At 65.9% G+C, this 26,388-nt stretch carries 20 protein-coding genes and 3 pseudogenes; 6 read left to right on the top strand and 17 right to left on the bottom strand.

Annotated features, from left to right (window positions below; translation table 11 throughout):
- The first annotated feature begins 78 nt into the window (after positions 1-78).
- Positions 79-2,334: a SpoIIE family protein phosphatase gene (locus AB0I54_RS44550; RefSeq protein ID WP_363302094.1), complete on the top strand. Its 2,256-nt coding sequence runs from the start codon at positions 79-81 to the stop codon at positions 2,332-2,334.
- 370 nt (positions 2,335-2,704) lie between these two features.
- Positions 2,705-3,583, top strand: coding sequence for a hypothetical protein (locus tag AB0I54_RS44545; RefSeq protein WP_363302091.1), 879 nt, complete (start codon positions 2,705-2,707; stop codon positions 3,581-3,583).
- Positions 3,584-3,638: 55 nt separating this feature from the next.
- On the opposite strand, the gene AB0I54_RS44540 is transcribed toward AB0I54_RS44545, so the two are convergent.
- The 12 genes and pseudogenes from AB0I54_RS44540 to AB0I54_RS44485 form a co-directional block, all read right to left on the bottom strand.
- Positions 3,639-6,122 (bottom strand): SpoIIE family protein phosphatase, encoded by a 2,484-nt coding sequence (locus AB0I54_RS44540; protein ID WP_363302090.1) that lies wholly within the window; start codon positions 6,120-6,122, stop codon positions 3,639-3,641.
- 280 nt (positions 6,123-6,402) lie between these two features.
- A complete protein-coding gene (locus AB0I54_RS44535) occupies positions 6,403-7,233 on the bottom strand; it encodes an alpha/beta fold hydrolase (RefSeq protein ID WP_363302089.1) in 831 nt (276 codons plus the stop codon).
- 20 nt (positions 7,234-7,253) lie between these two features.
- Positions 7,254-8,456 carry a thiolase family protein gene (locus AB0I54_RS44530; protein ID WP_363302088.1) on the bottom strand — a complete coding sequence of 401 codons (1,203 nt, stop codon included), beginning with the start codon at positions 8,454-8,456 and terminating at the stop codon, positions 7,254-7,256.
- Complete coding sequence (locus AB0I54_RS44525; protein WP_363302087.1) at positions 8,453-9,100, bottom strand: 3-oxoacid CoA-transferase subunit B; 648 nt, start codon at positions 9,098-9,100, stop codon at positions 8,453-8,455. The genes AB0I54_RS44530 and AB0I54_RS44525 overlap by 4 nt, the downstream gene beginning before the upstream one ends.
- A 2-nt stretch (positions 9,101-9,102) precedes the next feature.
- Positions 9,103-9,790: pseudogene (locus AB0I54_RS44520) on the bottom strand (CoA transferase subunit A).
- Entirely contained in the window at positions 9,790-10,074 is a 285-nt protein-coding gene (catC, locus tag AB0I54_RS44515) for a muconolactone Delta-isomerase (RefSeq protein ID WP_363302086.1), read from the bottom strand. The pseudogene AB0I54_RS44520 and the gene catC overlap by 1 nt, the downstream one beginning before the upstream one ends.
- A gap of 6 nt (positions 10,075-10,080) precedes the next feature.
- Entirely contained in the window at positions 10,081-10,566 is a 486-nt protein-coding gene (locus AB0I54_RS44510) for a hypothetical protein (RefSeq protein ID WP_363302085.1), read from the bottom strand.
- A 52-nt stretch (positions 10,567-10,618) separates the two neighbouring features.
- Positions 10,619-11,596 (bottom strand): enolase C-terminal domain-like protein, encoded by a 978-nt coding sequence (locus tag AB0I54_RS44505; RefSeq protein ID WP_363302084.1) that lies wholly within the window; start codon positions 11,594-11,596, stop codon positions 10,619-10,621.
- Positions 11,593-12,501: a LysR substrate-binding domain-containing protein gene (locus tag AB0I54_RS44500; protein WP_363302083.1), complete on the bottom strand. Its 909-nt coding sequence runs from the start codon at positions 12,499-12,501 to the stop codon at positions 11,593-11,595. Before AB0I54_RS44500 ends, AB0I54_RS44505 begins: the two co-directional genes overlap by 4 nt.
- A 180-nt stretch (positions 12,502-12,681) precedes the next feature.
- A complete protein-coding gene (locus tag AB0I54_RS44495; RefSeq protein WP_363302082.1) occupies positions 12,682-13,284 on the bottom strand; it encodes an ester cyclase in 603 nt (200 codons plus the stop codon).
- Positions 13,285-13,373: 89 nt separating this feature from the next.
- Entirely contained in the window at positions 13,374-14,498 is a 1,125-nt protein-coding gene (locus AB0I54_RS44490) for a hypothetical protein (RefSeq protein ID WP_363302093.1), read from the bottom strand.
- Positions 14,499-14,584: 86 nt separating this feature from the next.
- The gene (locus tag AB0I54_RS44485) at positions 14,585-15,214 is read right to left on the bottom strand and encodes an NADPH-dependent F420 reductase (protein ID WP_363302081.1); all 630 of its coding nucleotides are present in this window, start codon (positions 15,212-15,214) and stop codon (positions 14,585-14,587) included.
- 89 nt (positions 15,215-15,303) lie between these two features.
- On the opposite strand from AB0I54_RS44485, the gene AB0I54_RS44480 reads away from it, so the two are divergent.
- Entirely contained in the window at positions 15,304-15,762 is a 459-nt protein-coding gene (locus AB0I54_RS44480; protein WP_363302080.1) for a MarR family transcriptional regulator, read from the top strand.
- Positions 15,763-16,929: 1,167 nt separating this feature from the next.
- Here AB0I54_RS44480 and AB0I54_RS44475 read toward each other — a convergent pair.
- Positions 16,930-18,246, bottom strand: coding sequence for an FAD-dependent monooxygenase (locus tag AB0I54_RS44475; RefSeq protein WP_363302079.1), 1,317 nt, complete (start codon positions 18,244-18,246; stop codon positions 16,930-16,932).
- Between the two features lie 524 nt (positions 18,247-18,770).
- On the opposite strand from AB0I54_RS44475, the pseudogene AB0I54_RS44470 reads away from it, so the two are divergent.
- A pseudogene (locus AB0I54_RS44470) lies at positions 18,771-20,500 on the top strand (acetolactate synthase large subunit).
- A gap of 98 nt (positions 20,501-20,598) precedes the next feature.
- Here AB0I54_RS44470 and thyX read toward each other — a convergent pair.
- Together thyX and AB0I54_RS44460 are read right to left on the bottom strand one after the other, a co-directional pair.
- Positions 20,599-21,384 (bottom strand): FAD-dependent thymidylate synthase, encoded by a 786-nt coding sequence (gene thyX, locus AB0I54_RS44465; RefSeq protein WP_363302078.1) that lies wholly within the window; start codon positions 21,382-21,384, stop codon positions 20,599-20,601.
- Between the two features lie 112 nt (positions 21,385-21,496).
- On the bottom strand, positions 21,497-23,170 hold the full coding sequence (locus AB0I54_RS44460) for a cytochrome bc complex cytochrome b subunit (RefSeq protein ID WP_363302077.1): 1,674 nt from the start codon (positions 23,168-23,170) through the stop codon (positions 21,497-21,499).
- Between the two features lie 334 nt (positions 23,171-23,504).
- Between AB0I54_RS44460 and sigJ the strand changes: the two genes are divergently transcribed.
- Together sigJ and AB0I54_RS44450 are read left to right on the top strand one after the other, a co-directional pair.
- Complete coding sequence (gene sigJ / locus AB0I54_RS44455; RefSeq protein ID WP_363302076.1) at positions 23,505-24,443, top strand: RNA polymerase sigma factor SigJ; 939 nt, start codon at positions 23,505-23,507, stop codon at positions 24,441-24,443.
- Positions 24,444-24,580: 137 nt separating this feature from the next.
- The gene (locus AB0I54_RS44450) at positions 24,581-25,351 is read left to right on the top strand and encodes an NAD(P)H-binding protein (protein ID WP_363302074.1); all 771 of its coding nucleotides are present in this window, start codon (positions 24,581-24,583) and stop codon (positions 25,349-25,351) included.
- A 42-nt stretch (positions 25,352-25,393) separates the two neighbouring features.
- Here AB0I54_RS44450 and AB0I54_RS44445 read toward each other — a convergent pair whose 3' ends face one another.
- Positions 25,394-26,122: an ABC transporter ATP-binding protein gene (locus AB0I54_RS44445; protein ID WP_363302073.1), complete on the bottom strand. Its 729-nt coding sequence runs from the start codon at positions 26,120-26,122 to the stop codon at positions 25,394-25,396.
- Positions 26,119-26,380, bottom strand: a pseudogene (locus AB0I54_RS44440) (iron chelate uptake ABC transporter family permease subunit); the annotation flags it as partial. The pseudogene AB0I54_RS44440 and the gene AB0I54_RS44445, both read right to left, overlap by 4 nt.
- Positions 26,381-26,388: the final 8 nt, after the last annotated feature.

Genomic DNA, 26,388 nt, shown 5'->3' with positions numbered 1-26,388 from the left:
CAACGGTTCCAGCTTCGGGCCCCGACGGGGAACTGACGCACCAGCAGCAGAAGTCACGCAACTTCTAACGATCAACTACTGGCGCAGGACACTAGGGAGTATGAGGCCGTTGCTGCCGGCAGGCCGTCGGCGGCAAGATCGCCTCGAGACGCAGTACTTGCCTCCGCGCTGCTCGAGCTCAAGCAGCGGCTGGATGGTATGACCTACGCTGCCTACTTCCCGTCGGCGGACCATACCGCCTTGGGGGTGGCCATGGCACTGGATACTCCCTGCAGTTTCACCCTGCCGACCGAGATGAAGCTTGCGGATCTGCGGCAGCCGACGGTCCGGGCCTACCGAACCGGGGAGATGGTTGTCGCTCATTCCGATGAACACCGCAGCCTGATTCGTCAGATACCCGCATTGTTCTTGCACGCCCCATTTCCCATGGTGGTGGCCTCTGTGCCGCTCAGTGCGGGTGGGCGGACCTTTGGATGCCTGAATGTGCGCTGGTCACGTAGCCGCACAACGGATAAGTCCCTTGACCCAAGCGATGTGCAAACGGTCCAGAGAATCGCCCGGAAACTGGCGGAGCAGCTCCTGGAGCTGGCCGAGGCGGGGCACTCGATAGACGCGCCTCCCATTCCGAAGTTCATTCGGCCGACCATCACGCACACAATAGATCAGGCACCTCCATCCCAGGACGAGGACACAGTCGTCTCCGGGACCACGTTCCTCTTCCAGCTCAAGCGTTTGTCGACGCGTCTTGCCGGCGCCGTTGAGGTGCGGGACGTTCTGGCCACCGCACAGACCTACGTCATGGAGCCTCTCGGCGCCGAAGCGCTGATGCTTTGCCGGATCCGGGAAGAGCGCCTCAGCGTCGTCGGCTCCGTTCGGTTCTCCCGTGACGAAGTGGACCGTGTCGAAGGCATGCCTCTCGCGCACTCCACGCCCGAGACCGAATCCATCACACGAGTCGAAGCAGGACTGCACGAACTGGCCGAAGGGCCCGACGGAACAGGTGTCGGCCGCGCTACCCCGCATTCAGACCAAGGACGAAAGGCGTACATCCCGCTCATCGCGAGCGGTCGGCCCATCGGCTGCTGCGTCATGAAGTTTCCTCCTTCTGGGTATCACCTTCCGGCAGATGAGGAGATCGCCCTGGCCGCCCTCATGCTCGGGCAGATCGGCCAAACCCTGGAGCGGGTGTACGCACACGAGGTCGAGCGCGTCGTCGCTCGCAGCATCCAGCAAGACCTGCTGCCCCGCATTCTGCCTCTCCGGCCGGAGGCAGCAGTGACGTCTCGCTACGTACCCACCACCGAAGGCGCATCGGTCGGCGGGGACTGGTACGACGCGATCCCGTTGCCCGACGGTGGCATCGGTCTGGTCATCGGCGATGTGGAAGGCCACAACGTGCAGGCGGCCACCATGATGGGCCATCTCCGAAGTGCGGTCCTCGCCTACGCGACGGAAGGCCATGAGCCGGCGGCTGTCCTCGAGCGCATCGATGCACTCCTGCAACTGCTCGGCGCGGCCCGCTACGCCACCTGCTGCTGTCTCTGGTTCGATCCAGTCACAGGTGTCGCCAAGGTGGCTACGGCCGGACACCCGCTGCCACTGATCAGCCCTGCGCCGGGTCAATTGAAGGAAGTTGCCGTGCCGGTCGGCCCCCCGCTGGGCCTGGGACGAACGCACCGCTACGAACAGAGGACATTCACGCTCCTCACGGGCTGTGTCACGGCCCTCTTCACCGACGGACTTCTTGACACGCGGACCCTGGATCCCGACGAGGCAGTGGCGCGAATCGCAGCCATGCTGGCCGGTGGTGACCGACAGAATCTCGACATGATCGCCGACCAGTTGCTCAACGATCGCCTGACGGGTGCGACGCTCGACGATGATGTGGCGCTGTTGCTCATGAGGTACGACGGGCGCCGCTCCGACGAGGAGCAAGACGTCGCTCGGCTGTCGGTCCAGCGCCAGGACCTGAAGGCCGTGGCCTCCGTACGGCACGAGCTTGAAGGGCTGCTTGCGCGTTGGAAGCTTGAACCACTGCTGGACGATATGCAGATCGTTCTCTCAGAGGCTGTGACCAATGGGCTCGTTCACGCGCAAAGTGACGTTGACATTCGGCTACGCCGACACGGCCGTGGGATCCGCGTTGAAGTACAGGACAACAGTCCTCAGCCACCCGTTCCCAGGGTCATAGTGTCCGACGACGCTATGAACGCAGAGGCTGAGTCCGGGAGAGGTCTCCTGATTGTTGACGCCCTTGCTGCCGCGTGGGGCAGTACGCCGGCGGGGTGGGGAAAAACCATCTGGATGGAACTTGAGATGCCTCAAACAGGGTAATTCGGGTACGAAGTCCGGTTCTCTGATAGCCGCGGCCGAGATGTCTCGGGGTGAGCGGGCACTGGTTCCCGCGGGGAGATGTGATCTCTGGCACATGGTGGCCGTGATTAAGGTCCCTATTGCCCGACTATGTACGCTCGCTGAGGTCCTTCGCTGAGCGCCTGGGACCTGGAACGTCGTCTCCTCTCGGGCAGAGGGATGCCGCTCGCCTCACATCGGACGCCCCTGCTTCGTCTACTCATGCAGAGGCCCCCGCTTGACGATGCGGAGGCGGCCCTCATTCGGAGTGTATGCATTTCACTGGTCTTACATGCGAATGCCATGCTACTCGGATTCCAGGGATAAATGCAGTCAAGGAGGTCACGGAAAAGTGGGTAGCTGGCAAGATATCGAGCCCCTTCCCGTCCTGCTTGAGGAGCGGCGATATCTTCTCGATGTAGCTTACGGACTCCTTGGATCCCGGTCGGCTGCGGATGATGCGGTGCAGGAGACCTATGCAGTCTGGTACGCAGCGAGGGGCTGGGATATTTGGTCGCCTCGGGTGTGGCTCCAAAAAAGGCTTGTGTCCTTGTGTCAATCCCGTGCGGGACTTTTGGACGGTACTTTTCTGGATGACGCGCTGGGCGGCGGCGGGCGAATCGATCCCCTCAACCAGTCAACGCAGGGACAGGACATCGATGTGGTTCCCGGGGAAGCCGCATTGCAGGCGCTGGAAGAGGCTGCGAAATCCCTCACCCCACAGGAGCGCGCATCCTTCATGGCCGAGGCCCCAATCGGCCAACTCCACTGTGCGGCCACCCATCCGGCACGGGATCCGCTGCCCTCCGAGTTGATCGCAGAGATGGCGCGGCAGTCCTTGCGAAGTTTCAATGCCGGGCATGTGACGGCGGAGCGACGTGCTGCAGTTGTCCGAGAGCTTCAGATCGCCTGTGAAACCGGCGACTTGCGGTTGATGACAAGCCTGCTGGCTCCCGATGTTTCGGTCGTCTTCGACGGGGGCGGCAAGATCAGGGTTCCTGATCTGCCTGTCAGCGGTGCGGGGAATGTGACTTGGTGCCTGGGGACGTTTCTGACACCGACTCCTGGCATTACCGTCACCGAACAGGGCATCAATGGGCAGCCTGGCCTAGTAGTGCGCTCCGCCGGCCGTGTGGTCGCCGTCATCAGTGTGGACGTGCACGACGACTACGTGATCAACGCATGGCTCGTTCTGAACCCCGACAAGCTGCGTCGATGGAATGAGTCGTGACACGAGCGACCGGATTTCCACGTTCCGTGCCGACCCTCTCGGCATGCGTGGGGTCCTACCGAGCAGGCTGCCGGCAGAGCGGCAGGGGTTGCTCGGTCCAGATCGTCTTGCCGGTGCCGGTGTGACGGGTCCCCCATCGCTCGGTGAGCTGGGCAACGATGAGCAGGCCACGGCCTCCCTCGTCGAAGACGCGGGCGCGCCGCAGGTGAGGGGCGGTGTTGCTGCCGTCGGAGACCTCGCAGATGAGGGAGGTGTCCCGGATGAGTCGGAGTTGCACGGGAGGGGTGCCGTAGCGAATCGCGTTGGTGATGAGTTCGCTGACCACGAGTTCGGTGGTGAAGGCAGCGTCCCCCATGTCCCAGGCGGTTACCTGCGCGCAGGCCAGTTCGCGGGCGCGGGCGACGATCGCGGGGTCGGATGGCAGGTCCCAAGCGGCGACCTGGTCGGGGCTCAAGGCTCGCGTGCGAGCCAGGAGAAGCGCCGCGTCATCGGAGCGGCGGTCGGGCAGCAGTCGGCGCACCGCCGCCTCGCACATGTCCTCCAGCGTCCGGCCGGGACCTGCCAGGGCGGCCCGGAGCCGGCCATAACCGTCGTCCGGGGCACGGTCGGCTGCTTCCAGAAGACCGTCGGTGTAGAGGGCGAGGGTGCTGCCTTCGGGAAGCTCGAATTCCGCGACTTCGAAGGGCAGGCCACCCACACCCAGCGGGGGCCCGGCCGGGACGTCGAGCAGGTTGACGCCGCCGTCCGGCGTCGCCAGGGCAGGTGGAGGATGGCCGGCCCTGGCGATGGAACAGCATCGGGAGATGGGGTCGTAGACGGCGTACAGGCAGGTCGCTCCCACCTCGCCGGCGATCTCCTCGCTCTGTTCGGGGCCGTCTCCCGCCGAATTCTCGCGGTCCAGGCGCAGCACGATGTCGTCTAGCTGGGTGAGCAGCTCGTCCGGGGGCAGGTCCACGTCGGCGAGGGTGCGTACCGCTGTGCGCAGGCGGCCCATGGTGGCCGACGCGCGGATGCCGTGGCCCACTACGTCACCCACGACGAGGGCCACCCTGGCCCCGGACAGCGGGATGACATCGAACCAGTCGCCACCGATCCCCGCGCGGGAGTGCGCGGGAAGGTATCGGGACGCGACCTCCACGGCGGCCTGCCGGGGGGCGTGTTGGGGGAGGAGGCTGCGTTGCAGGGCGAGCGCCACCGCACGTTCACGGGTGTAGCGGCGGGCATTGTCGACGCTGAGCGCAGCCCGGGCCGTCAGCTCCTCCGCCAGAACCAGGTCGTCCTCGCTGAAGGGATCCACCGTGCGGTGACGGGCGAGTATCGCCAGACCAAGAAGTACGCCGCGGGCCCGCAGGGGCACGACCATCATCGAGTGGATCTCCTGGGCCTTGATGCGGCGAGCCCGTTCGGGGGATCCGGCGGCCCACGAGTGCAGAATGTGGGCGTCGATCTGGTGCCGCGAGGCCCGGCCCGAGGCCAGGGCGCGGCCCGGGGGCGAGTCCGCGGTGTAGGTATGTGTCGCTCCGAGCGGGACCACCGCCTCGGGGCAGCCGGCGAGCACGGAGCATTGAGCCGCACGGCGGAAGACCGGGGTGTCGCCCGGCGGGGCCGTGTCTGTGTCCTGCCCCTCCAGCACGCTTTCCAGCAGGTCCACTGCGACGAAGTCGGCGAAGTGGACCGTGAAGAGTTCTGCCAGTTCGTCAGCGGTGTGAGTCAGGTCGAGCGTGGTGCCGATGCGCAGTCCGGCCTCGTTCAGCAGGCTCAGCCGCTGACGGGAGCGGGACTGCTCCGTGGTGTCCATCGCCGCCATGGACATGGCATGCACCTGGCCGGTGCCGTCCCGCACGGGATAGAAGGACAGCAGCCACGCGTGGGCCCGGATTTCAGCGGGGGCCCGCAGGTGCACCTCGTACCGCACCGTCTGCCCGCCGAGCAGCACCCGCTCCACGATGCTGTCCACATCTCCCATGCCCTTCATGAGCCGCCCGGGTCCGGACTCTCCGACGCGCAGGCCGAGAAGGTCTTCCTCGGGCCGGCCCATCGTGCGCTCCATGGCCGAGTTGCAGGAGATCGCCAGAGCTTGTCGGTCGAAGAGCGCCATCGGAAGGGGGATCTGGTCCAAAGCCCACTGTTTGAGCGTCGCGGTTGCCGGCCCGCCGACCGTTCCTCCCGATTCTTCCGGATCTGCCCGGCCGGATCCGGTGACCGTGAGGAACCATTGGGTGACGCCGACCGCGTCCAGCAAGGGATGTGCCTCCACCGTCAGTTCCACACGGTGGCCGTCCCGGTGTCGTACCGCGACAGGTCCGTGCCACCCTTCCTGAGCCGCACAGGAGTCCTTGGCGGCAGCGGGAAACGGTTCCGCGAGCAGCGTTGCCGCCGCCCGGCCGATCACTTCGACCGGCTGGTAGCCGAGCAGCCGACCGGCGCCGGAACTCCAAGCGGTCACCCGACCGTGCTCATCCAGGGCGGCGGAGGCTGTCCGGTCCGGCGACGAATCGGTGCAGCCACGGTCGCTGGCGCTTGCGGGGTCTGTCTCCATGGGCACCTCTCTGGCCCTGCCACGGAAGTCCCCCGCGGTTCCGGCCGCTCCTCCACGGCGTTTCCCCCAGACTGCTCCCTTCATCCCCTCCCCACAAGCACAGTGCTGTTCATCGTTACTCGGCCCTGGAGACAGGATCTGCTGCCACCGATGGTTGCAGTACAGACATGGTGGGCTTCGGCAGCCTCCCGCCCAGTAAGCGCTGGTTGTCGGGCCAATGCGCGCCACCGGATCGGATGCGTCTCTGACGGTGAGCGATTCGGTCCTACGAGCCGTGGAGTCAGGCGTCGCGGTCGGGCATGGGAACCAGCCGTTTCCCATCTGCGGAATGGGACGCTGTCAGATGGGCGGTGAGGGCGGTCCGCAGGGCCCGGGGCTGCTCGACGGCGAGGTGCCCGCAGCCGATGACCTTCAGAGAGGCGTGCGGGATACCCGCCGTGAGCTCCAGGGCGTGCTCCACCGGGGTTGCCACGTCGTGGGAGCCCCCGACGACCAGGGTGGGCGCGGTGATCCTGGCCAACACGGGACGCAGGTCGTACGAAGCGAGGGCATCGCAGCAGGCCGCGTAGCCCACAGGGTCGGCGTCGGCCAGATTGCCGATCAGCCTGCGGCCGAAGGGGGAGTTGACGAAGGCCGTGCTGGCGAACCAGCGATTCGGGCTGGTCACCACAAGGGGAGCGGTGCCCTTGAGCCGTACGGTTTGCGCTCGTTCGTGCCATGGTTCCGCCGCTCCGAAGTGCGCGGAGGAGCAGACAAGGGCCAGCGACGTGACACGCTCGGGGTGGTAGGCAGCGAGGTGGGCCCCGATGGCACCGCCCAGTGAAATCCCCGCGTAGTGAAAGCGGTCCCAGGCATGGTGGTCGACGAGGTCGAGAACCAGGGATGCCAGATCCGCGACCGTCGTGCCACCGGGCTCGGGATGGCTGAGGAGAGCGGTGCTGGAACCGCCGTGTCCAGGCAGGTCGAAGCGCAGTACCCGGAACTGGCGGGTCAAGGAGGGCAGCTGCGGTTCCCAGAGCGCCTTGGACGTGCCCAGGGACGGGCCGAGGACCAACGGTAGTGCGTCGGCTGGACCGACTACGTGGTGATGCAGCAGACGGGATGTGGACACGGTGTCTCCTATGGACGTGGTCAGCGTTCGAGGACGAGAGCGAGTCCTTGCCCGACGCCGATGCACAGTGTGGCGACGCCGACCCCGCCGCCCTTGCGGGCGAGTTGGTGGGCGACCGTGCCGGCGAGCCGTGCACCGGAGGCGCCGAGCGGATGGCCGAGAGCGATGGCACCGCCCTGCGGATTGACGATCACCGGGTCGAACTCGGGCCATTCGGCGACACACCCCAGAAGCTGGGCGGCGAACGCTTCGTTGAGTTCGAGGAAGTCCAGGTCACCGAACCTCCTGCCCGCCTTGGCCAGCGCACGCGTCACCGCCTCGAGGGGCGCGAGCCCGAAGTAGTGCGGGTCGAGCGCGTTGACCCCAGTGGCGGAGATCCGCGCGAGTGGCTCGCGGCCGGTGGCCCTCAGGCCCTCCTCGTCGGTCAGCAGCAGCGCGGCGGCCCCGTCGTTGAGCGGCGAGGTGTTGCCCGCGGTGACCGTGCCGTTCTCCTTGCGGAACGACGGCTTGAGCTTCGCCATGGCGGCCAGGGAGGCGTCCGGCCGTACGCATTCGTCGGCCGCGAAGACGACCGGGTCGCCCTTGCCCTGCGGGATCGGCACGGGCACCGGCTCGGCGTAGAACAGACCCGCTTGCTGGGCCTTCGCGGCCTTGAGGTGCGAGGCCAGCGCGTACTCGTCCTGCTGCTCCTGGCTGATCTTGTGCTTGTCCGCGATCAGCTCGGCCGACTCGCCGAGCGGGATGGTCCACTGCGGCTCCATCGCCGGGTTGACCATGCGCCAGCCCAGGGTGGTGGAGAACAGCTCGGTGTGCCCGGCCGGGAACGGCCGGTCGGACTTGGGCAGCACGTACGGCGCCCGCGTCATCGACTCCACACCGCCGGCCACGGCGATGGAGGCGTCCCCGGCGGCGATGGCGCGGGCTGCCTGGATCACCGCTTCGAGACCGGAGGCGCACAGCCGGTTGACCGTCACGCCCGGCACCGAGGTGGGCAGTCCGGCGAGGAGGGCGGCCATCCGGCCGACGTTGCGGTTCTCCTCGCCCGCCCCGTTGGCGTTGCCGAAGTAGACGTCCTCGATCCGGGACGGGCTCAACTCGAACGTACGGCCGACCAGTTCGCGGATTGCGTGGGCGGCCAGGTCGTCCGGGCGGACCCCTGCGAGTGAACCGCCGTACTTGCCGAACGGTGTGCGTACGGCATCGACGATGTAGACGTGCTTCATGACGGGATCCCTTCGCGAACGCGGACCTTGGCCGCTGTCCGGGCAGTGATCTCGTCGATGGAGACCCCGGGTGCCGTCTCCACGAGCAGCAGCCCGTCCTCGGTGACGTCCAGGACGCCGAGGTCGGTGGTGATCCGGTTCACGCACGCCTTGCCCGTGAGCGGCGGCGCGCACTCGGTGAGGATCTTCGCCGAGCCGTCCTTGGCGGTGTGCGTCATCACGACGATGACCGTGCGGGCGCCGTGCACCGGGTCCATCGCCCCGCCGATGCCGGTGATCAGCTTGCCGGTGATGGCCCATTTCGCCAGGTCACCGCTCTGGGACACCTGCATGGCGCCGAGCACGGCGACGTCGATGTGCCCGCCGCGGATCATCGAGAACGACAGCGCCGAGTCGAAGAAGGAGGCGCCGGGCAGAACCGTCACGGTCTCCTTGCCGTCGTTGATCAGGTCGGGGTCGACCTGGTCCTCGGTGGGGTAGGGGCCGGTGCCCAGGATGCCGTTCTCGGACTCCAGGATCACCTCCACGCCCTTGGGCAGATAGTTCGGGATCAGGGTCGGCAGACCGATGCCGAGGTTGACGTACTGGCCGTCCCGCAGCTCGCGAGCGGCCCGCACGGCCATCTCTTCCCGTGTCCACGCCATGATCAGCTCTCCGTCTCTCGTGCCCGGGGCATGGAAACCGTGCGCTGCTCGATGCCCTTGTCGGCGGCCTGCTCGGGGGTGAGCGCCACGACCCGCTGCACGAAGATCCCCGGCAGATGCACCGCGTCCGGGTCGATCACGCCCGGTTCCACGAGTTCCTCGACCTCGGCGACCGTCACCCGCCCGGCCATCGAGGCCAGCGGGTTGAAGTTCCGGGTGGACTTGTTGAAGACCAGGTTCCGGTGCCGGTCGCCCTTGGCGGCCCCACCAGCGCAAAGTCGGTCAGGATGCCGCGCTCCAGCAAGTACTCGCTGCCGTCGAACTCCCGTACCTCCTTCGGCGGCGAGGCGAGCGCGGCCCCGCCGGCCCGCAACCGCTCGGCCAGCGTGTCCTGCGGGATCATCTCCACCTCCAGCTCCCCGGCCAGGTACTGGCGGGCGAACTCCTTGTTCGCGCCGATGTAGGAGCCGGTCACCCGGCCATCCGGTCCGCCGAGAGCAGTACCGCGAGGCCGGACTCCATCGCCCCGCAGTTGTTCGAGACGACCGACAGCCCGGACACACCACGCTCGTACAGAGCCTGGATCAGTACGTTCGGCACACCGCTCAGCCCGAAGCCACCCACCGCGAGCGACGCGCCGTCGCCGACATCGGCCACCGCCTCCACGGCCGTGGCGACCATCTTGTCCATCACGCGGCCGCCAGATCCGAGGGATGCTGTGCCAGAGGCGTGACCTCGACGCTCATGTAGGGGAAGAGCGGCAGGTTCCACAGGAGGCGGTGCAGTGTCTCGTTGTCGGCGACGTCGAAGACGCTGATGTTGGCGTACTGTCCGACGCACCGCCAGATGTGGACCCACTCGCCGGTCCTCTGCAGTTCCTGGCAGTAGGCCTTCTCACGGGCCACCAGGTCCCCGCGGATTCCGGAGTCGAGGTCGTGCGGGATGTCGACGTTCATACGTACTGCGAAAAGCACGGCTGATCACACCTTGTCGAGGACGAAGTTGCAGGTGACCTCACGGCTGTTGCCGTCCGCGACCTGAAAGGGGTCCAGGATTAGCTCGGGCTTCACGGCGGAGGCGATGTCTTCGGCGACGTGCTCGCCGCTCTTGAAGTACAGCTGGGTGGTGATGAGCTGGTGGCCCGGGGCCGAGACCTTCAGATGCAGGTGGGCGGGGCGCCACGCGTGCCAGCCGGCCGCGGCGATCAGCCTGCCGCAGGAGCCGTCGGTCGGAATCCGATACGGCGTCGGCTCGACGGTGTGGATCTTGAAGGTGCCCTGGTCGGCGTAGGTGACGTCGTAACGGCGGATGATGTCGTAGGAGGCAGCGAGGAGTTCGGAGACCAGGGTGTCGACGCGCTTGGTGTCGACGTCGGCCATCTCCCTCTGCCGCCTGTTGCGGAACCGCTCGGTGGCGAAGGCTCTTGATGTGGCTGCGGTGGCCTGCTCGATGGTGGTGTCGGTCATGGTCGTCCCGTACCTTGGATGAGTACTGTGGATATGTTTGTGATGGTGTGTGTCAGTTATCTAGGCGGTAGCGCGCCAGCTTGTCGGGGTCGATGTCGATGCCGAGTCCGGCGTCCTCGCGTATGCGGAGAGTGCCGTCAATGGTGAGCGGCTCGGTGAGGAGGTCGTCGGTCATATCGAGGAAATTGGACAGCTCGCCGGCGTGCCGCGAGGCTGAGCGATGCGCGGCGCCGAAGGCGACCGAGCACAACGTGCCGATCCAGCTGTCGATCTGGTTGCCCATCACGACCTCCGCGCCCAGTCCCTCGCATTCGTGCAGCGCACGCTGCGAGGAGGTGAAACCGGTGCGGGCGGTCTTGATGCTGATAGCGGTCGCGGAGCCACCGAGCAGTTCGCGGGTGACCTCGGCCGCCCGGGTCGCACTCTCGTCGGCGATGAAGGGGACCGGGCTCTGCGCCACCAGCCAGCGGCGGCCCAGCACGTCGTCGGCGGGGCAGAGTTCCTCGGCGAAGGACAGCCCGACGTCAGCCATCTCGCGCAGGGCTCGGGCCGAGTCGGAGGCCGTCCAACCGCGGTTGCCGTTGATGTAGAGCTCCACGTCGGCGCCGAGAGCCGCGCGCAGCGCCCGACAGGCGGTGGCATCCTCGCTGTACGGCTGTCGGCCGACCTTCACCTTGAAGGTCGTGATGCCGTAGGTGTCCCTGATTCGTTCCGCCTCCGCCTCGATCGCGGCCTTCGCGGTCGGATTGCTCACGGTCCGGTCGAGCCGCGCGTGTACAGGCTCCCGCTCCAGGGCCGTCAGACCGATGAGTTGCGGTGCGAAAATCTTGTCGATCACCGCGATGATCGAGCCTTGGGTCTCCCCGGACGTGTACGGGCGGGGCGGCGCTTCGGCGATGCCCGTCAGGCCCTCGTCCGTATGCACTCGGACCAGGACGTGGTCGGCGGTGTGCACCTCACCGCTGGCAAATTGCAGCGGTCTCGCATAAGGGATGGCAGAGGGAATCGCTTCCACCCGGACGATCTTCATGCCATTCCTTCAGGTCCGTCGAGAAATACGTCGTTCCGCTCCAGAACACCCAGCAGATTCCTCAGCAGCGGTGAGTCGTCGTCCTCCCGCCAGGCCAGCACCAACGGCACGGTCAACGCGTCCTCGATCTCCTTGCACAGCACTCCCTCGCGGGGCGCTGAGCGGATGGAGTCCGGCAGTACGGCGATGCCCAGCCCAGCGGCGACCAGGGCCAGCGCCGCCGAGGTTTCGGTGATCTCGTACGCGCAGTTCGGGTAGAACCCGGCGGCAAGACAGCTGCGAACCACGGCGTCCTTGACGACGGAGCCGAGTGTGGCGCCGTACATGATGAAGTCCTCGTGGCGCAGTTGCTCGACGCGGACGGTGTCGGCCCCGGTGAGTCGGTGTTCCTCGGGTACGGCGACGACCAAAGGTTCGTTGGCGAGCGAGCGGTGGGCGATGCCCTCCTGCCGGATGGGTGGGCGCAGCATGCCCACGTCGAGGCGGCGCTCAACCAGCCCCAGCTCCTGGGCGGGTGTGAGCATCTCGGTATGCACCTCCATCATCACGTGGGGCATTTCGCGTTTGAGCAGCCGGGCGAGCGCGGGCAGTTGCCGGTACGAGGCTGCCCCTGTCAGACCGACACGGAGCACACCTTCCACCCCTGAGGCGAAGCGCGCCGCCCGCGCTGCCGCTTCGTCGACGGCCTTGAGGATTCGCTCCACGTCGGTGCGAAACACTTCGCCGGCTGGGGTCAGAGCGACTTGCCGGGTTGTGCGGGTGAACAGGTCCACCCCCAGCTCTGACTCCAGTCGGCGGATCGCCTGGGAGAGCGGGGGCTGGGCCATGTGCAGGCGATCCGCGGCCTTGCCGAAATGACGTGTCTCGGCGACGGCCAGGAAATACCGAAGATGCCTGAGCTCCATCGGGATGCCCCCTTCGAGTTCGGGGCTCTCGAATGCATTTCAGCGTAGGGAGCGGACCCCATACTCTGCAAATATCCGATTCCGGCTCATTGAGACATCTGAGATATCAATGCCTCCGGGTCCATCAGCCGACGGCGCCGCAACGAGTGGTTGCCGCACCGCCGACTGCGGACCGCGCTGTCAGGCGATGCCGATCTGCTGGTTGAAGGTCTGGTTGTCCCAGAACAGGAACTCCTCGTCCATGATGCCGCGCCGGTTCCAGATGCCGACGGTGGCCATGTTGATCGCGTACTTCTTGCCGGTCGGCTGGATGAAGCCGCCGTTCCCGTCCGGCTTCGGGCGGGTGAAGGTGCCCTGCATCACTCCGGTCACCGCGGTCAGTTCGTTCTTGGCGATCCGCAGCGGGTGGGAGTGGATGCGTGTGTCGGGCGCCCAGACGAACAGCGCGCTCAGGTCCTCGATGTGCTTGTCGATTCCGTCGGTGTGATGCCCGTCCGGCCAGTGGACTCGAATGTTCTGCGCGTGGCTCTCACCCAGGCGGGCCCAGTCCGCGTGGGAGAAGACTTCGAAGTCCAGTTCGTCGAAGGTTTCCAGGTGCCGCCGCTCGGCACGGGTCAGGTTCTTCGGAAGGGGCGGGTTCGGTACTGGAGTGGTGGCGGGATCCGGGTACAGCCCCGGATACGACTCGGCAGCTTCCGCCAAGCTGCTGCCGCTCGTGACCGCGGTGATGGCGAGTGCGCCGAAAGCGGCGGCTCCGCCCGTGAGTATGGAACGACGGTCCATGACGGTTCCTTGCTTTGTTGATGGCTGTGCGGGTGCGCGATGGAACGCGCTGGGGTTACGGCGTGGGGTGCACCGTGTGTACGGCGGACTCACCCCGCTGCTTGGGAGGCTTCCCCGGTTGCCCAGGCGTGGCTGGTGGCCACGATGGCACTGACCACGTCGACTTCGGCGTCGTCGCGCGGCCCGTAGACCAGCACCATTCCCGGCGTGAGCCGGACTCCGGCGAGCGGATGGGCCACGGCCCAGCCGTGCCGTATCGCTTCGGCGGCCAGGTGCACGGGCAGCGCCACGTGCAGGGAACCGTCGAACTCGGGGTGCAGATGAGCGAACTCGCCTGCCTGCGGCACGAGGAACGCCTCGGCAGGACCGGATCGTGGCGCGGCGAGCATGAATCCCCGTGCGCCCGGAACGGAGATGGCTGACTGACGGCTGTGAACATCGCGCAGGGTGCTCAGCCGGGCGAACAGCTTTTCCTGGAGCTCCGACGGGGCGTTGTCGGTGAGTTGCTGTTGGGGAATGGTCGTGCTGACTTCCGGACGCGATCCGGTGCGGGAGGGGAGACCATCGGGCAGTCCCTCCCACTGCGCCGGTTCCGGGACGGCCGGACTGCGCCGGGTCAGAAAGTCGGCACGTTCGACCAGCCATCCCGCCAGGGCAGCGAGTGCGTCGGAGGCGATGCCGTGACCCACAGGGTCCTGTCGGGCTATCGCCGGTGCGCCCGACTCAACGGTCAGGTAGTGCCAGGTCCTGTCGAGCAGATCACGCGGAATGACCTGGTCGTGCGTGCCGTGCGCGACGAACACCGGCACACCGGCCAGCCGCGCCGGATCGGTGGGCACCCCAGCCTCGAAGGGCAGCGTCCCATAGAGGATCGCCGCGCCGGCGAACCGTGCCGGATCGTCCAGCAACAGTCCCCCCGCGAAAGCGGCGCCACCGCTGAAACCGACGAGCAGCACCGGGCGACCAGAGGGCGAGACCTCGTCGAGCCACTCCCGGAACCAGTCCATGGTGGCGCGCAGCGATGCGGGCACCGGGCGGCCGATCCCGCGGTTGGCGAACCAGGCGAATCCGCCGTGTTCGGCGATGGGCGCGCGGACCGCCGCGTAGGACAACCCGGACGGCAGCGCATCGGCGAGCGAGATGATCTCGCTCTCGCGCGAGCCGCGGCCGTGCAACAGCACGACCAGCGGGTCCTTTGCGTCGCCCCGGGTCACCACTACGGGCGGGCTGAATATGCTCACGATACGTCCTTGGTGATCAGGTTGGGATTCTGTGGGGCAAGCGTCATGGTCGCGTTGCCTTACTGGGTCGGGCCGAGCAGTGACCAGCCGGTCTGCCAGGACCAGTTGTTGGCGGCGTTGAGCGAGATGTTGAGGAAGGCCATCTCCTCCAGCGACCTGGCCATGCGCAGCGCGCCGGCATCGACCGGACGGAAGCCGAGAGAGGCGAGGAACTCGGCAACGGTCTCCTTGGCCTCGGCGTCGTCGCCCGCGTAGAAGGCGTCGAGCCGGACTCCGCCCATGACAGGGGAACCGAAGCGGCCGGCGAAGATGGTGTTGAGCGCCTTGACGACAGGCACCCCCGGCAGGCGGCTCTGCAGGGTTTGCGCCGCGGCCGTCTCCTCGATGTCGAGGTCGGTGAAGGTGGCGTTCAGTGGGTTGGTCGCGTCGATGACGACCTTGCCGGCCAGAGCCGGAGCCAGCTCCCGGGCGATGGTGTTCACCACACTGCCGGGCACGGCGAAGACTACGACCTGCGCTTCGGCCACGGCGTCAACGTTGTCCTCCGCGGCGCGCGCGCCGGTTGCGGCGGCTACCGCGGAGGCCTTCTCCCGGCTGGTTGCTGACACCGACACGGTATGCCCGGCGCCGACGGCGGCCCTGCTCAGGGCGGAACCTACGTTCCCGGCTCCGATGATCGCGAGACGCATCGTAACATCCTAAATAGTTGCTGAAACAGATATTGCCAAGGTAGGCAACAGTCTCTGACTTCGCAACTATTTCGGCTTACAATCTCTCCATGGCTTCCTTGAGCGCACGCGACGACCGCTTGATCACTACGTTCGGCCGCCTGCTGGAGGCGACCAGCAGGCTCGAGCGACGGCTTGGTGCGGCCATGGAGGAGGAGTCCGGACTGCCGCATGCATGGTTCGAGGTGATGATCCGCCTCGCCCGGTCACAGGACGGACAGCTGACCATGAGCGCCCTGGCGGACCAGATTGCGCTCACCTCCAGTGGCCTGACCAGGTTGATCGACCGAATACGGTCGGCCGGGTATGTAGAACGCCGCCCCTGTCCCACGGACCGCCGAGTCGTCTACGCAGCCATCACCGAAGCCGGCCGCGACGTCCTCGACCGAGCCGCAGTCGGCCACGCGCGCAACCTGCGGAACACGTTTGCCGCATTCGAGGAGGCCGATCTGGCTGGGCTGGACGCTCTGCTGGACCGTCTTCGCGATGCGGCCTCAGGAATCTCATAGCTTCCTGAGGCACGTTCACGACAACGGCGGTCGGATTCGGGGTCGGCAAGGGGCGGGCACGATGCGGCGGAGCGAGCACCGTCACGAGCCGAGACGGTCTTGTCACCTCAGGTAGGCGGTGATGACCGCGGAGTTCGTAAGGTGGCGGGCCATGCCTATGCCGTCGCCGCGGACCAGGCAGGTGCCGGCCGCAGGTCGCCAATGCGTAGAAGAGGTCGTCGTCGATCGCCGAGGTTCGGGTGTCGGCGATGGAGGTGCGGTTGGCCGAGGCAGGGCCGTGTAGTCGGTCGGGAACTGATCGATGGTCACCGCGGTGTTGGTCGGCACGTTGGAGGGCCGAACCATGTGTTGTCGGTCCCGCCTTCACCCGACGTCTTTGCCACGCTTCGGCTACGCTATATGCCTCCCTGCCGTGCCGACATTCTGCTGTGCCACCTTGCGCGTGGGCGTTCCGGCCGGCAACACGGCTCCGCCAATGAGTACGGGCACCGCGTTGTCCGCCATCTTCGTCGCCCCAACTGTAGGCAGCATCGCCAAGAGGAAGACGGTCAAGAGGGCGGCCGTGAAGATCCGGTGCCCAGGGCGGCAACTCGCCCGTGTAGTCGACGAAGTGATCCCAGTCGCCCCAGGTCACCCCGTCGGCACCTGGTTCACCGAGTGCACCGAGCCGATCAGCCACCGCAGCGGCGAAGTCCAGGCTCAGCAGGGCCTCCATCACCCACCCGGCGACAACCACAAAGCGTTGTCGGCCCGACATGACATACGCCAGCCCGAGCAAACAGGGCCCGGCGGTCAGAACGACGGGCACCAGATCGGGCGGCGACCCTGAAGCGCACTCCCTGTCCCAAAGAGGAGTCCACCCGCCACTATCAGAAGGCCTATTGGCCCGTTTCCAGACGCATAGTTATATGACCAGCTGATGGTGGTCCACCGGCTGGCGTGCGGCGCAGTGTTCCGCAATGACCCGCAGCGTGAGTGTCTCTTTCGTCACCCGGGTCGCCAGCCGCTGCCAGACGCCGGCCTCGTTCCAGTCCCGACGGGTCCCTGTGTGTCATCGACTCCTCCTGCGCCAGGGCCCAACGGGACGGGAACAGGGGCCCCTCGCTAGTGGTGGCGGTCAACGGCCCATCGGAATCGGGGCGTTGGCATTTCGGTCTCCCGAGCCCCTCAGACCGTCGACTTCTGCACGCGCTCGACGAAGACAGGATCCTGTAGTGCGTCGGGACGGTCCAGGAAGTTGAGGAGGCGGACGACCTGGCGGCTCACTTCGTCGTCCCGAGACGCGGCCTGATAAACCTGGCGGATGAACGCGTTGGCCTGCTCTTGCTCGGGAGTGCGCACGCCGTCGACCTCTGGATACTTGAGATCGCCGCCAGTGGATGTCGCCCACGCGGTATGGAGGAAGGGAGTGACCCGGCCGTAGAACTCCTCTGCCAGCCGAGGGCCCTCGAAGAGTGGATCACCGCGCCGATCACGCAAGCAGGCGTCGAGGGCTTCCGCCTCGAAAGCGGCGACTGTCATACCTTGGCCGTAGATGGGATTGAAGCTGCACAAAGCATCGCCGACCACCAGGTAACCGTCGGGATGGTCTTCCAGGAGCTCATAGTGCCGACGGCGACTTGCCGGGAAGCGGATCAATGTGCCCTCATCGAGAGGTTCAGCATCGGCGAGCATCTCTGCGATGTCCTTGGCAACAAGGGTGCCGGCGTATTCCTTGAAACCCTCGAGGTCCGTGGGGGGTTCTTCCCCCAGGTAGCCGAAGAGGGTGACGAGCCAGGACCCACCCTCCTGGGCAAGGATCGCACCACCCCGGCGGATTTCTGACGTCGGGGTGATCAGGGCCACCTGATCGTTGCCCAGTTCGCTGTTCCCGCGTCGGAAGTGCCGGGTTGCATAGACGATGTGGATGGTTGTCTTCTCCTCCTCGGGAAGCGCGAGGCCGGCATTCTTCAACCACGTCAGCCCTCGGGCCCCCCGGCCGGTGGCATCGATGACGAGGTCTGCTTCCAGAAGCTTCTGCTTGCTTGGATCATCCCTGAGCGATGCGCGCACCCCTGTGATCCGGTGTGTCGAGGCGTCGAGGATCAGCTCGTTCACCTCATGTCCCTCGAGGAAAGAAGCGTTGCCGAGTTCTCGTGTGCGGTCACGTACGTGCGACTCGGTGAGGGCGCGGCCTGCCACGAGGGCGGGGACGCCCAGCGTTGTCTGCATGGCGCGGTGGCCGTCGAGTACGTAGCGCCAATTGCCCAACACGTCCGGTGTCAGGGCACCGTCGGCCTGCAGGCTGTCCGTCAGGCCCGGTATCAGTTTCTCCATGGTCTGCAGACCGGCTGCGGTGAGGATGTGAGCATGCCTGCCCTGAGGAACGCCTCGCCGCTGTGTTCCGACCCTGGCAGGCAGGGCATCGCGCTCGATCAAGGTCACTCGGGAGAGGTGCTTGGCCAGGGCATGGGCTGCCAGCAACCCGGCCATGCTGGCGCCCACGACAATGGCGTGTCCTTGGAAACGGTGTTGTGCCACTGCTTCGGATCCTTACCTTGTGGATAGTTCACGGAGAGCTCGAAACCTGCTGACTGATGCATGTCCCGTACCAGCCGGTCGTCCCGGCTCTGATAGGTAGACGAGACACGCATGACGTATGTGAGGTCATGTGGTCACAGGTTGCTCTCGTGGCCGGATTGGTGGGCCGGTGGCACCGGAGTTGAGAGCTCCCCCGCTCAGCCCGATGCAGTTCGGGAGTTATAGTGGTTTGACGAATCTGCAGAAACATCTGAAAAGCCCTCAAATTACAGGGCGTGGGTGAACTTCTGCCGCAGCCGCTACGGGTGGACCCTCGCGCGGCTCTCTGCACCGGCTTTCCTGCCGCATCGCCGACATACGTGGAACCCACGTGTCCATGCACTGAAAGCCGTTCCATCGAGTCACATGACGCCAAGCCACCAGCCTTGGGAGCTGCAACGGCGTCGTGATCAACGACTGTATGCGGAGGACACACTGTGACCGAGCCGATGCCGGGTGCCCAATTGCTGGTCCTGACGCTGGAAGAACAGGGCGTGGACGTACTGCTCGGCATGCCAGGTGGGACGATTCTGCCTGCTTACGACCCTTTGATGGACTCGAAGCAGTTGCGTCACATCCTTGTCAGGCACGAGCAGGACGCCGGGCACGCCGCAGCCGGATACGCCGTCGCGACTGGACGTCCCGGGGTGTGCATGGCGACATCCGGCCTGGAGCGACAAATCTGGTGACCGCCTTGTGCGACGCTGCCAGGGATTCAGTGCCTGTGGTCGCGGTCACCGGCCAGGTCCCACGAACCCAGATGGGTACCGACGCCTTCCAGGAAGCCGACATCTGCAGCATCACCCTGGGTATCACCAAGCACAACTGGACAGTGCGAGCGGCCGTCGACATACCCCGCGTTCTCGCGGAAGCCTTTCACGTGGCCACCACCGGGCGCCCCGGTCCGGTCCTGGTCGACATTCCCAAGGACGTCCTGCAAGAACAGGCCCCTCACGTACGTCTGGAGGCCGTCAGCCTGCCTGGCGTGCCTGCCACGCCGCGCCCGCGCTGGACCACGTTGCAGCGAGCGGTGACCGCCGTGCGCCAGGCGCTGCGCCCCGTCATCTATGCTGGTGGCGGAGTCGTCAAGGCCAATGCGGCAGCCGAGTTGCTGGCTCTGGCTGACATCACGGGCGCCCCGGTCGTGACCACGCTGATGGCTCGCGGCGCCTTCCCCTACGATCACCCGCAGAACTTGGGCATGCCGGGTATGCACGGCACTGTGCCTGCGGTCATCGCGCTTCAGCAAGCCGATCTCGTGTTGGCAGTGGGGGCCCGATTCGATGAGCGTGTCACCGGTGATCCGACGAGCTTCGCTCCGCACGCCAAAATCATCCACGTTGACATCGACCCGGCCGAGATCGGAAAGAACAAGGCGGCCGATATCTCGATCGTCGGGGACGCCCGTGATGTGCTCATGGGCTTCGTCGAGGCCGTGCACGAGGTGTGCGGTCCCGAGCAGTGGTCGCGTTCCACTGCTTGGTGGGACAGCATCGAGAGGTGGCGCTCCGCCTACCCGATGGCCTATGCCGTACCCGACGACGGCTCACTGTCACCGCAGCAAGTCATCGAGCGGATCGGCCGGCTCGCCGGCCCCGATGCCCTCTACGCCTCCGGAGTCGGCCAACACCAGATGTGGGCAGCCCACTACCTTCCCTTCAAGCGGCCGCGTGGGTTCTTGAACTCCGGCGGCGCCGGCACTATGGGTTACGCTCTGCCGGCTGCGATGGGTGCGAAGCTCGCGTTCCCCCACACCACGGTCTGGGCCATCGATGGTGACGGCTGTTTACAGATGACCTGCCGCACATTGGCGACGTGCACGATGGAGGGCATCCCCATCAAAGTTGCGGTGATCAACAACTCCGGCCTGGGGATGGTTCGCCAACTGCAGTCGTTGTTCTTCGACGACCGGCACTTCGGCATCGACTGCACCACTCGCCAACTGCCCGACTTCGCGGCCATGGCCGAGGCCTACGGCTGCGTCGGCCTGCGGTGTGACAAGACCGACGACCTCGACACGACCATCCGTACCGCCATGGAGATCGACCACGCACCGGTCGTCGTCGACTTCCGGGTCAACCAGCAGGAGATGGTCTGGCCGATGATCGCCTCGGGAGCGTCCAACGACGACATCCGCGTGGCCCGCGACACGGCCCCCATTTGGGACACCGAGTACTGAAGCCTGCCGGCATGATCTGTGCGGCCGTGGCACCGTCTCCCCGCCGACTCATCGGGAAGACGGTGCCGCGGTGCCTGGCCGGATCTGGTTCCGAAGGGTCAGACCTTGCGCCAGCCGGGGATCCAGGCGCCGTCCTCGACATGGAAGTCACCGAAGATGGCCGGCGCCTCTTTCGCCATCACCTCGGCGATCTTGCCGAAGACCAGCCGGATCTCCTCCTCGGCGCCGACAGCCGTCCGGCTTTCGATGACATGCCGCAGTGTGCGTACGTTCGCTGTCCACACCAGGCCCGTGGCGATGCCTTCGGGGGCCAGCCGCCTCATGAACGACGTCTTGGCCTTCTTCTCCTTGAACGGAACGCCCTCTTCATCCAATTTGAAGTGCTCGGCCATCCACTGTTGGAACTCCTCCATGTCCTTGAGGAGAGCGCAGGCTCGTTCCATCAGTTCAATGTCGTTCTCGGCCCATTCCGGGAACCAGAACGGCAAGTCCTGCAGACGAACGAAGCGCAGGGACTCCTGGGAGACCGCGGTGCCGGCCCGGTGCCGGACCAGCTCGTGGGTGACGACCCGGCTCACGTTGTGAATGACGAAGGAGAAGTTGGCGTGTTCCAGGACGGAGCCGTGCAGGCTTGACAGCAGATTCGCCAGGTATTTCTCCTGATCGGTCCTGATGCGCGTGACGTTCGGGTTCAGTCCCGGCTCCCACGAGCGGTAGCATACTCGCCCGGCGAATTCGATGAGATTCTGCGGGTCGTCAAGTTCGCCGCGGTCCAGACGCTCAAGCCAACCGGTGCCACCTACTGCCTCCAGGTAGTCGGTGGCCGCGGCATAGTCCAAGCTGGGCCGGGAGATCAAGCGGACTTCGGGTTGTACGCGGCGCATGCGGATCGTTCTCCTGTACTTGGTGTTCAACAGGTGGAAAAGGGAGACGGCAGGGCGTTGCGGGCCCGCGTCACCTCGCGGGTTCGCAACGCCCTGCCGCCGGCCGGTCGAGTCAGTGCTCGATACTCTGCGCGATCTCCTTCTCGTGGTGCTCGAGCTCTTCCCTGGTCGGCTTGGCGATCTGGGACGACGGCCCGTAATAGCCGCGCGACAGCCGGGCCCTGAGACGTTCACGGCGCGAGAGCTTGCGGCGCACGCCGTTGGCGTCTTCCACCGGACCGCTGTCGATGGGCTGGTACTGCTCGTGAGAGGTCAGGACGTGGCGCTCCGCGGGTTCGAGGGCCTGGTGCACCTCCACGTACTCGCCGTGGGGGAGACGCCGGATGATGCCGGTCTCCTTGCCGTGGATCACCTTGTCCTTGTCGCGCCGCTGCAGGCCGAGGCAGACGCGCTTGGTGATCAGGAACGCGGCCACAGGGACGACGAACAGGGCGATGCGGACGGTCCAGATGAAGGCACTGATGGAGAGGTGGAAAAGGTTGGCGATCACGTCGTTTCCACCCCCGGCCAGGAGGATGAAGTAGATGCTCATCCAGGCGACACCGAAACCGGTGCGTACTGGCCGGTTGCGCGGCCTGTCGAGGATGTGGTGTTCGCGCTTGTCGCCGGTGACCCAGCCTTCGACGAAGGGATAGACACCGATGGCGAGCAACACGATCGGGAACACGATCAGCGGGATCAGCACGCCCAGGGCGAGAGTGTGCCCAGCCACATTGATTTCCCAGCCCGGCATGATGCGGATGAGCCCTTCGGCGAATCCCATGTACCAGTCGGGCTGGGCGTTCGTAGAGACCTGGTCGGGCCGGTAGGGGCCATAGGTCCACACCGGGTTGACGGAGGCGATGGCGGAGATAATGGCGATGGTCCCCGACACCAGGAAGAAGAATCCGGCGGTCTTCGCGATGTAGACCGGCAGGAACGGCATACCCACGACGTTGCGGTCTGTCTTGCCGGCCCCGGGATACTGGGTGTGCTTGTGGTAGACGAGCAGGATCAGGTGGCCGACGATCAGTGCGGCGAACAGGGCCGGGATCAGCAGAATGTGAACCGAGTAGAACCGCGAGATCACTTCCGTGCCTGGGAACTCGCCGCCGAAGATGAACATGACGAGGTAGGTGCCGATGATCGGCACGGCCAGGATCGCGCCTTCCAGGAAGCGCATTCCGGTACCCGACAGCAGGTCGTCCGGCAGGGAGTATCCGACGAAGCCTTCGAACATGCCCAGAACCAGCATCGTCCAGCCGAACAGCCAGTTCACTTCTCGCGGCTTGCGGAACGAACCAGTGAAGAAGTGGCGCATCATATGCACGAACATGCCCGCGACGAACAGCAGGGCCGCCCAGTGATGCATCTGGCGTATGAGAAGGCCGCCGCGGACATCGAAGGAGATGTCGAGCGTCGAGGAGAAGGCCTCGGACATGACGACACCGTTGAGCGGTGTGTAGGTGCCGTGGTAAACGACCTCGTTCATCGAGGGGTGGAAGAAGAACGTCAGGTAGATCCCGGTCAGGACCAGCACGACGAAGCTCCACAGACAAACTTCGCCCAGCATGAACGACCAGTGGTCGGGAAAGATCTTGCGCATGTTGGCCTTGGCGATGGTGTACAGCCCGAGCCGGCCATCTACCCAGTCCGCGACTCGCTCCCCCCGGGGCGACTCGCGTTGGTCATTGGTGTTACTGATCGTCACCTTGAGCTCTTCTCTCAGGACTACGTGATGGTGCATGAGTGGGGAAGCGTCGTTATTTCGACGATGTGGCGCCCGGGAATGTGAGGTGATGAAGGCCACACACCTGACCCGTGGCGCAGGGGCATCGGTTGCGATGGCCGCGGACCAGTGGCTTTGCGGTTTGATGTGCAGCAGGGTGGCAGCCGGTCCCACCCTGGGCGGCCTCACATATTCAGGCCCGGCATCGTCGTAGAGGTATGCAAAGTAGGAGACATAGCGAGGGCACGCGGGCAGCGATCGGCTGCTATCGCACGACTCGCGTTGTCCGCTTCGAAGCCCGCACCCATCTGCCGTCGAACAGTGACGTTGCTCCCGGCGCGGGGGTGATCGCATGAACGACGAACCGTTCCCCGAGGTCGGTGATGATTCCCTGACCACGATCTTCAGCGAGCGACGGGTTCTGCTGAATCTCGCGTTCCGCATGCTCGGGTCGTCGTACGACGCCGAGGACGTGGTGCAGGAGACGTACACACGTTGGTATGCGCTGTCCGAGGATGCCCAGCGCAGTATCAAGTCACCGATGGCGTGGTTGGTACGTGTCGCCAGCCGGATCTGTCTCGATCAGCTCTCCTCGGCACGGGTGCGGCGAGAGCGGTACGTGGGGGAGTGGCTGCCGGAGCCATTGCCAGAGACGTCGTGGGACGCCGTCCGCCCAGCCGATGCGGGGGCTGATCCGGCGGACCAGGTGAGTCTGGACGAGTCCGTCACCATGGGAGTCCTGGTGATCCTGGATTCGGTGACACCCGCGGAACGCGTCGCGTTCATCCTGCATGACATTTTCGGTGTCCCGTTCTCCGAGATCGCGGAAACGGTCGGTCGCACCCCTGCGGCGTGCCGTCAGCTCGCCGCATCCGCTCGTCGTCGCGTCCGGTCCGCCGAACCTCGTGGTGTGGCGAGTTCACGGCACAGGAACGTCGTATCGGCGTTCAAGCATGCCTGCGAAACGGGAGACCTGGATGGGCTGATCGGGTTGCTGGATGCCAATGCGGTGGCCAGGTCCGACGGCGGCGGAAGGGTCCGCACCGCTCTGCGGCCGATCGTCGGATCCGACAAGATTGCTCGGTTCGTCACTGGCGTCCTGCGCAAGGAGCCCGGAACCACTCTCACGGAGGAGCAGGTCAGCGGGCAACCGGGCATGGTCGGCCGGATCGACGGGACCACCGTCGTGGTCATCTCCTTCGATGTCGGTGACGATGGCCTCATCGATCGTCTGTGGGTGATGATGCACCCGGAGAAACTGCATGCCTGGCGTGCCAGGGATTCTTCCTAGTGGTATCTGCGCGGGATCGGTGGCGCCCGGTTTCGGACACCCTCCTGGCGTGATCATGATCAGCTTCACATTCCGCTCGTCTGCCGGGTCATACCCATGAGGTTCGACACCCCCACACGCAGACGAGAGGATGCGCCATGCGTATCGCAGTGGCCGGAGGCACCGGCTGGGTAGGCAAGCACGTCGTGGACGAGGTACGTGCCGGCGGGCACGACCCCGTTGTTCTGGCCCGCTCAACAGGAGTAGACCTCACCACGGGGCGTGGCCTCGAGGACGCACTGAGAGGTGTTTCGCGGGTCATCGATGTCAGCAACCTGACGACGACGAGCCGGAAGCGGTCTGTGACGTTCTTCGATACGGGGAGCCGCAATCTGCTCGAGGCCGGTCGAAAGGCCGGCATCGAGCACCACGTCGCCCTTTCCATCGTGGGGTGCACCCGTGTGGACCTCGGCTACTACTTCGGCAAGCGACGCCAGGAGGAACGCGTTCTCGCCTCCGGCTTGCCCGCCACAGTCCTGAGGTCGACGCAGTTCCATGAATTCGCTGCCCAGATGCTGGGATTCCACGGCAAGGGTGGTCCCCTGGCGCTGACTCCTCGGATGCGGAGTCAGCCGATCGCGGCGAAGGAAGTAGCGACGACCCTCGTTGACCTTGCACTGGGTCCGGCGCTGGGCATGGCACCGGAGCTGGCCGGGCCCGAGCAACGCGAGATGACCGCGATGGTGCGCCAGCTGAAACTTGTTTCGGGATGCCGCAAGGTCGTCATCCCGGTGCGGCTGCCCGGTGCCGTGGGCCGGAGCATGACTGGCGGAGGGCTGCTGCCCCAGAAGGAAGGGCCGCGGGGGCGCCAGACCTTCGACGAGTGGGTCGCAGAATTCGCCGCTGCCCCGTCCGAACCACCTCGTTGAGGTACCCCGTCTCCGGCTCACCGCGACCATGTCGCAACGGATTCACGTTGCGGCGTGGCCCGGAGTTTGAGCGGCGGTCGCCTTCTCGACGGGCGTGTTGTGGTCGAAGGCGATCAGCGGGTCTCTGGTGAGCGGGTGCTCGATGACGGCTGTCCGGACGCCGAACACCTCGGCCAGCAGGTCGGGTGTGACAACCTCCCGCGGCGCCCCTGAAGCGATGACGGCGCCGCCGTCCAGCACATGCAGACGATCACAGACGAAGGCGGCGGCATTGAGGTCGTGCAGGGAGACCAGGGTCGTACGCCGCTCAGTGCGCTGGAGGGCCAGGAGTTCTACCTGGTGGCGGAGGTCGAGGTGATTGGTCGGTTCGTCCAGGACCCGGACCTCCGGGTCCTGGACGAACCCACCCTTCGCGACGATACGCCGGTCGGCGGCGTCATCTCCCGCGAAGGCCCTCTTGTGCGGCGTACGGTCCATCGCGACGACATCGCGAACGGTCAACTCGAAGTCGCTGCCCCGCTCCTGCGGGAGCGCTGCGACGTGCCGCGCCGTCTGTATCGGGGGCATCTCCTGGATGTCCCGGTCGCCGAGCAGTACCCGACCGGCCGTGGGTTTGAGATGCCGGTAGACGGTGCGCAAAAGTGTGGACTTGCCGCTGCCGTTCGGACCGACCAGACCGGTGATCTGGCCTGCGGCTGCCACGAGATGAGGGCCTGCGACCACGGTCCGGCCTGCGTATGCGACGCTCAGGTCTCGGATCTCGATTCTCAACGATTGTTCTCCGGACGCCGGTCGAGCAGATACAGCAGGGCGGGTGTCCCGAGCAGCGAGGTGACGACACCGACCGGTAGCTCCTGTGTGTCCAGGCCTGTCCGGCAGATCATGTCGACCACCACGAGTAGCAGGGCGCCGAGCAGTGCGGACAGGGGCAGCAGCCGGCGGTGATCGCCGCGGAAACCCGATCGAGACGGCCACCGCCACCATTACGCCACGCATGAGATACAGGACACAGACCGTAAATACGTATCTCATATGCA

The sequence above is a fragment of the Streptomyces sp. NPDC050625 genome (genome assembly GCF_040654755.1).
GTDB lineage: Bacteria > Actinomycetota > Actinomycetes > Streptomycetales > Streptomycetaceae > Streptomyces.
This window is presented reverse-complemented; position numbering and strand designations above follow the sequence as displayed.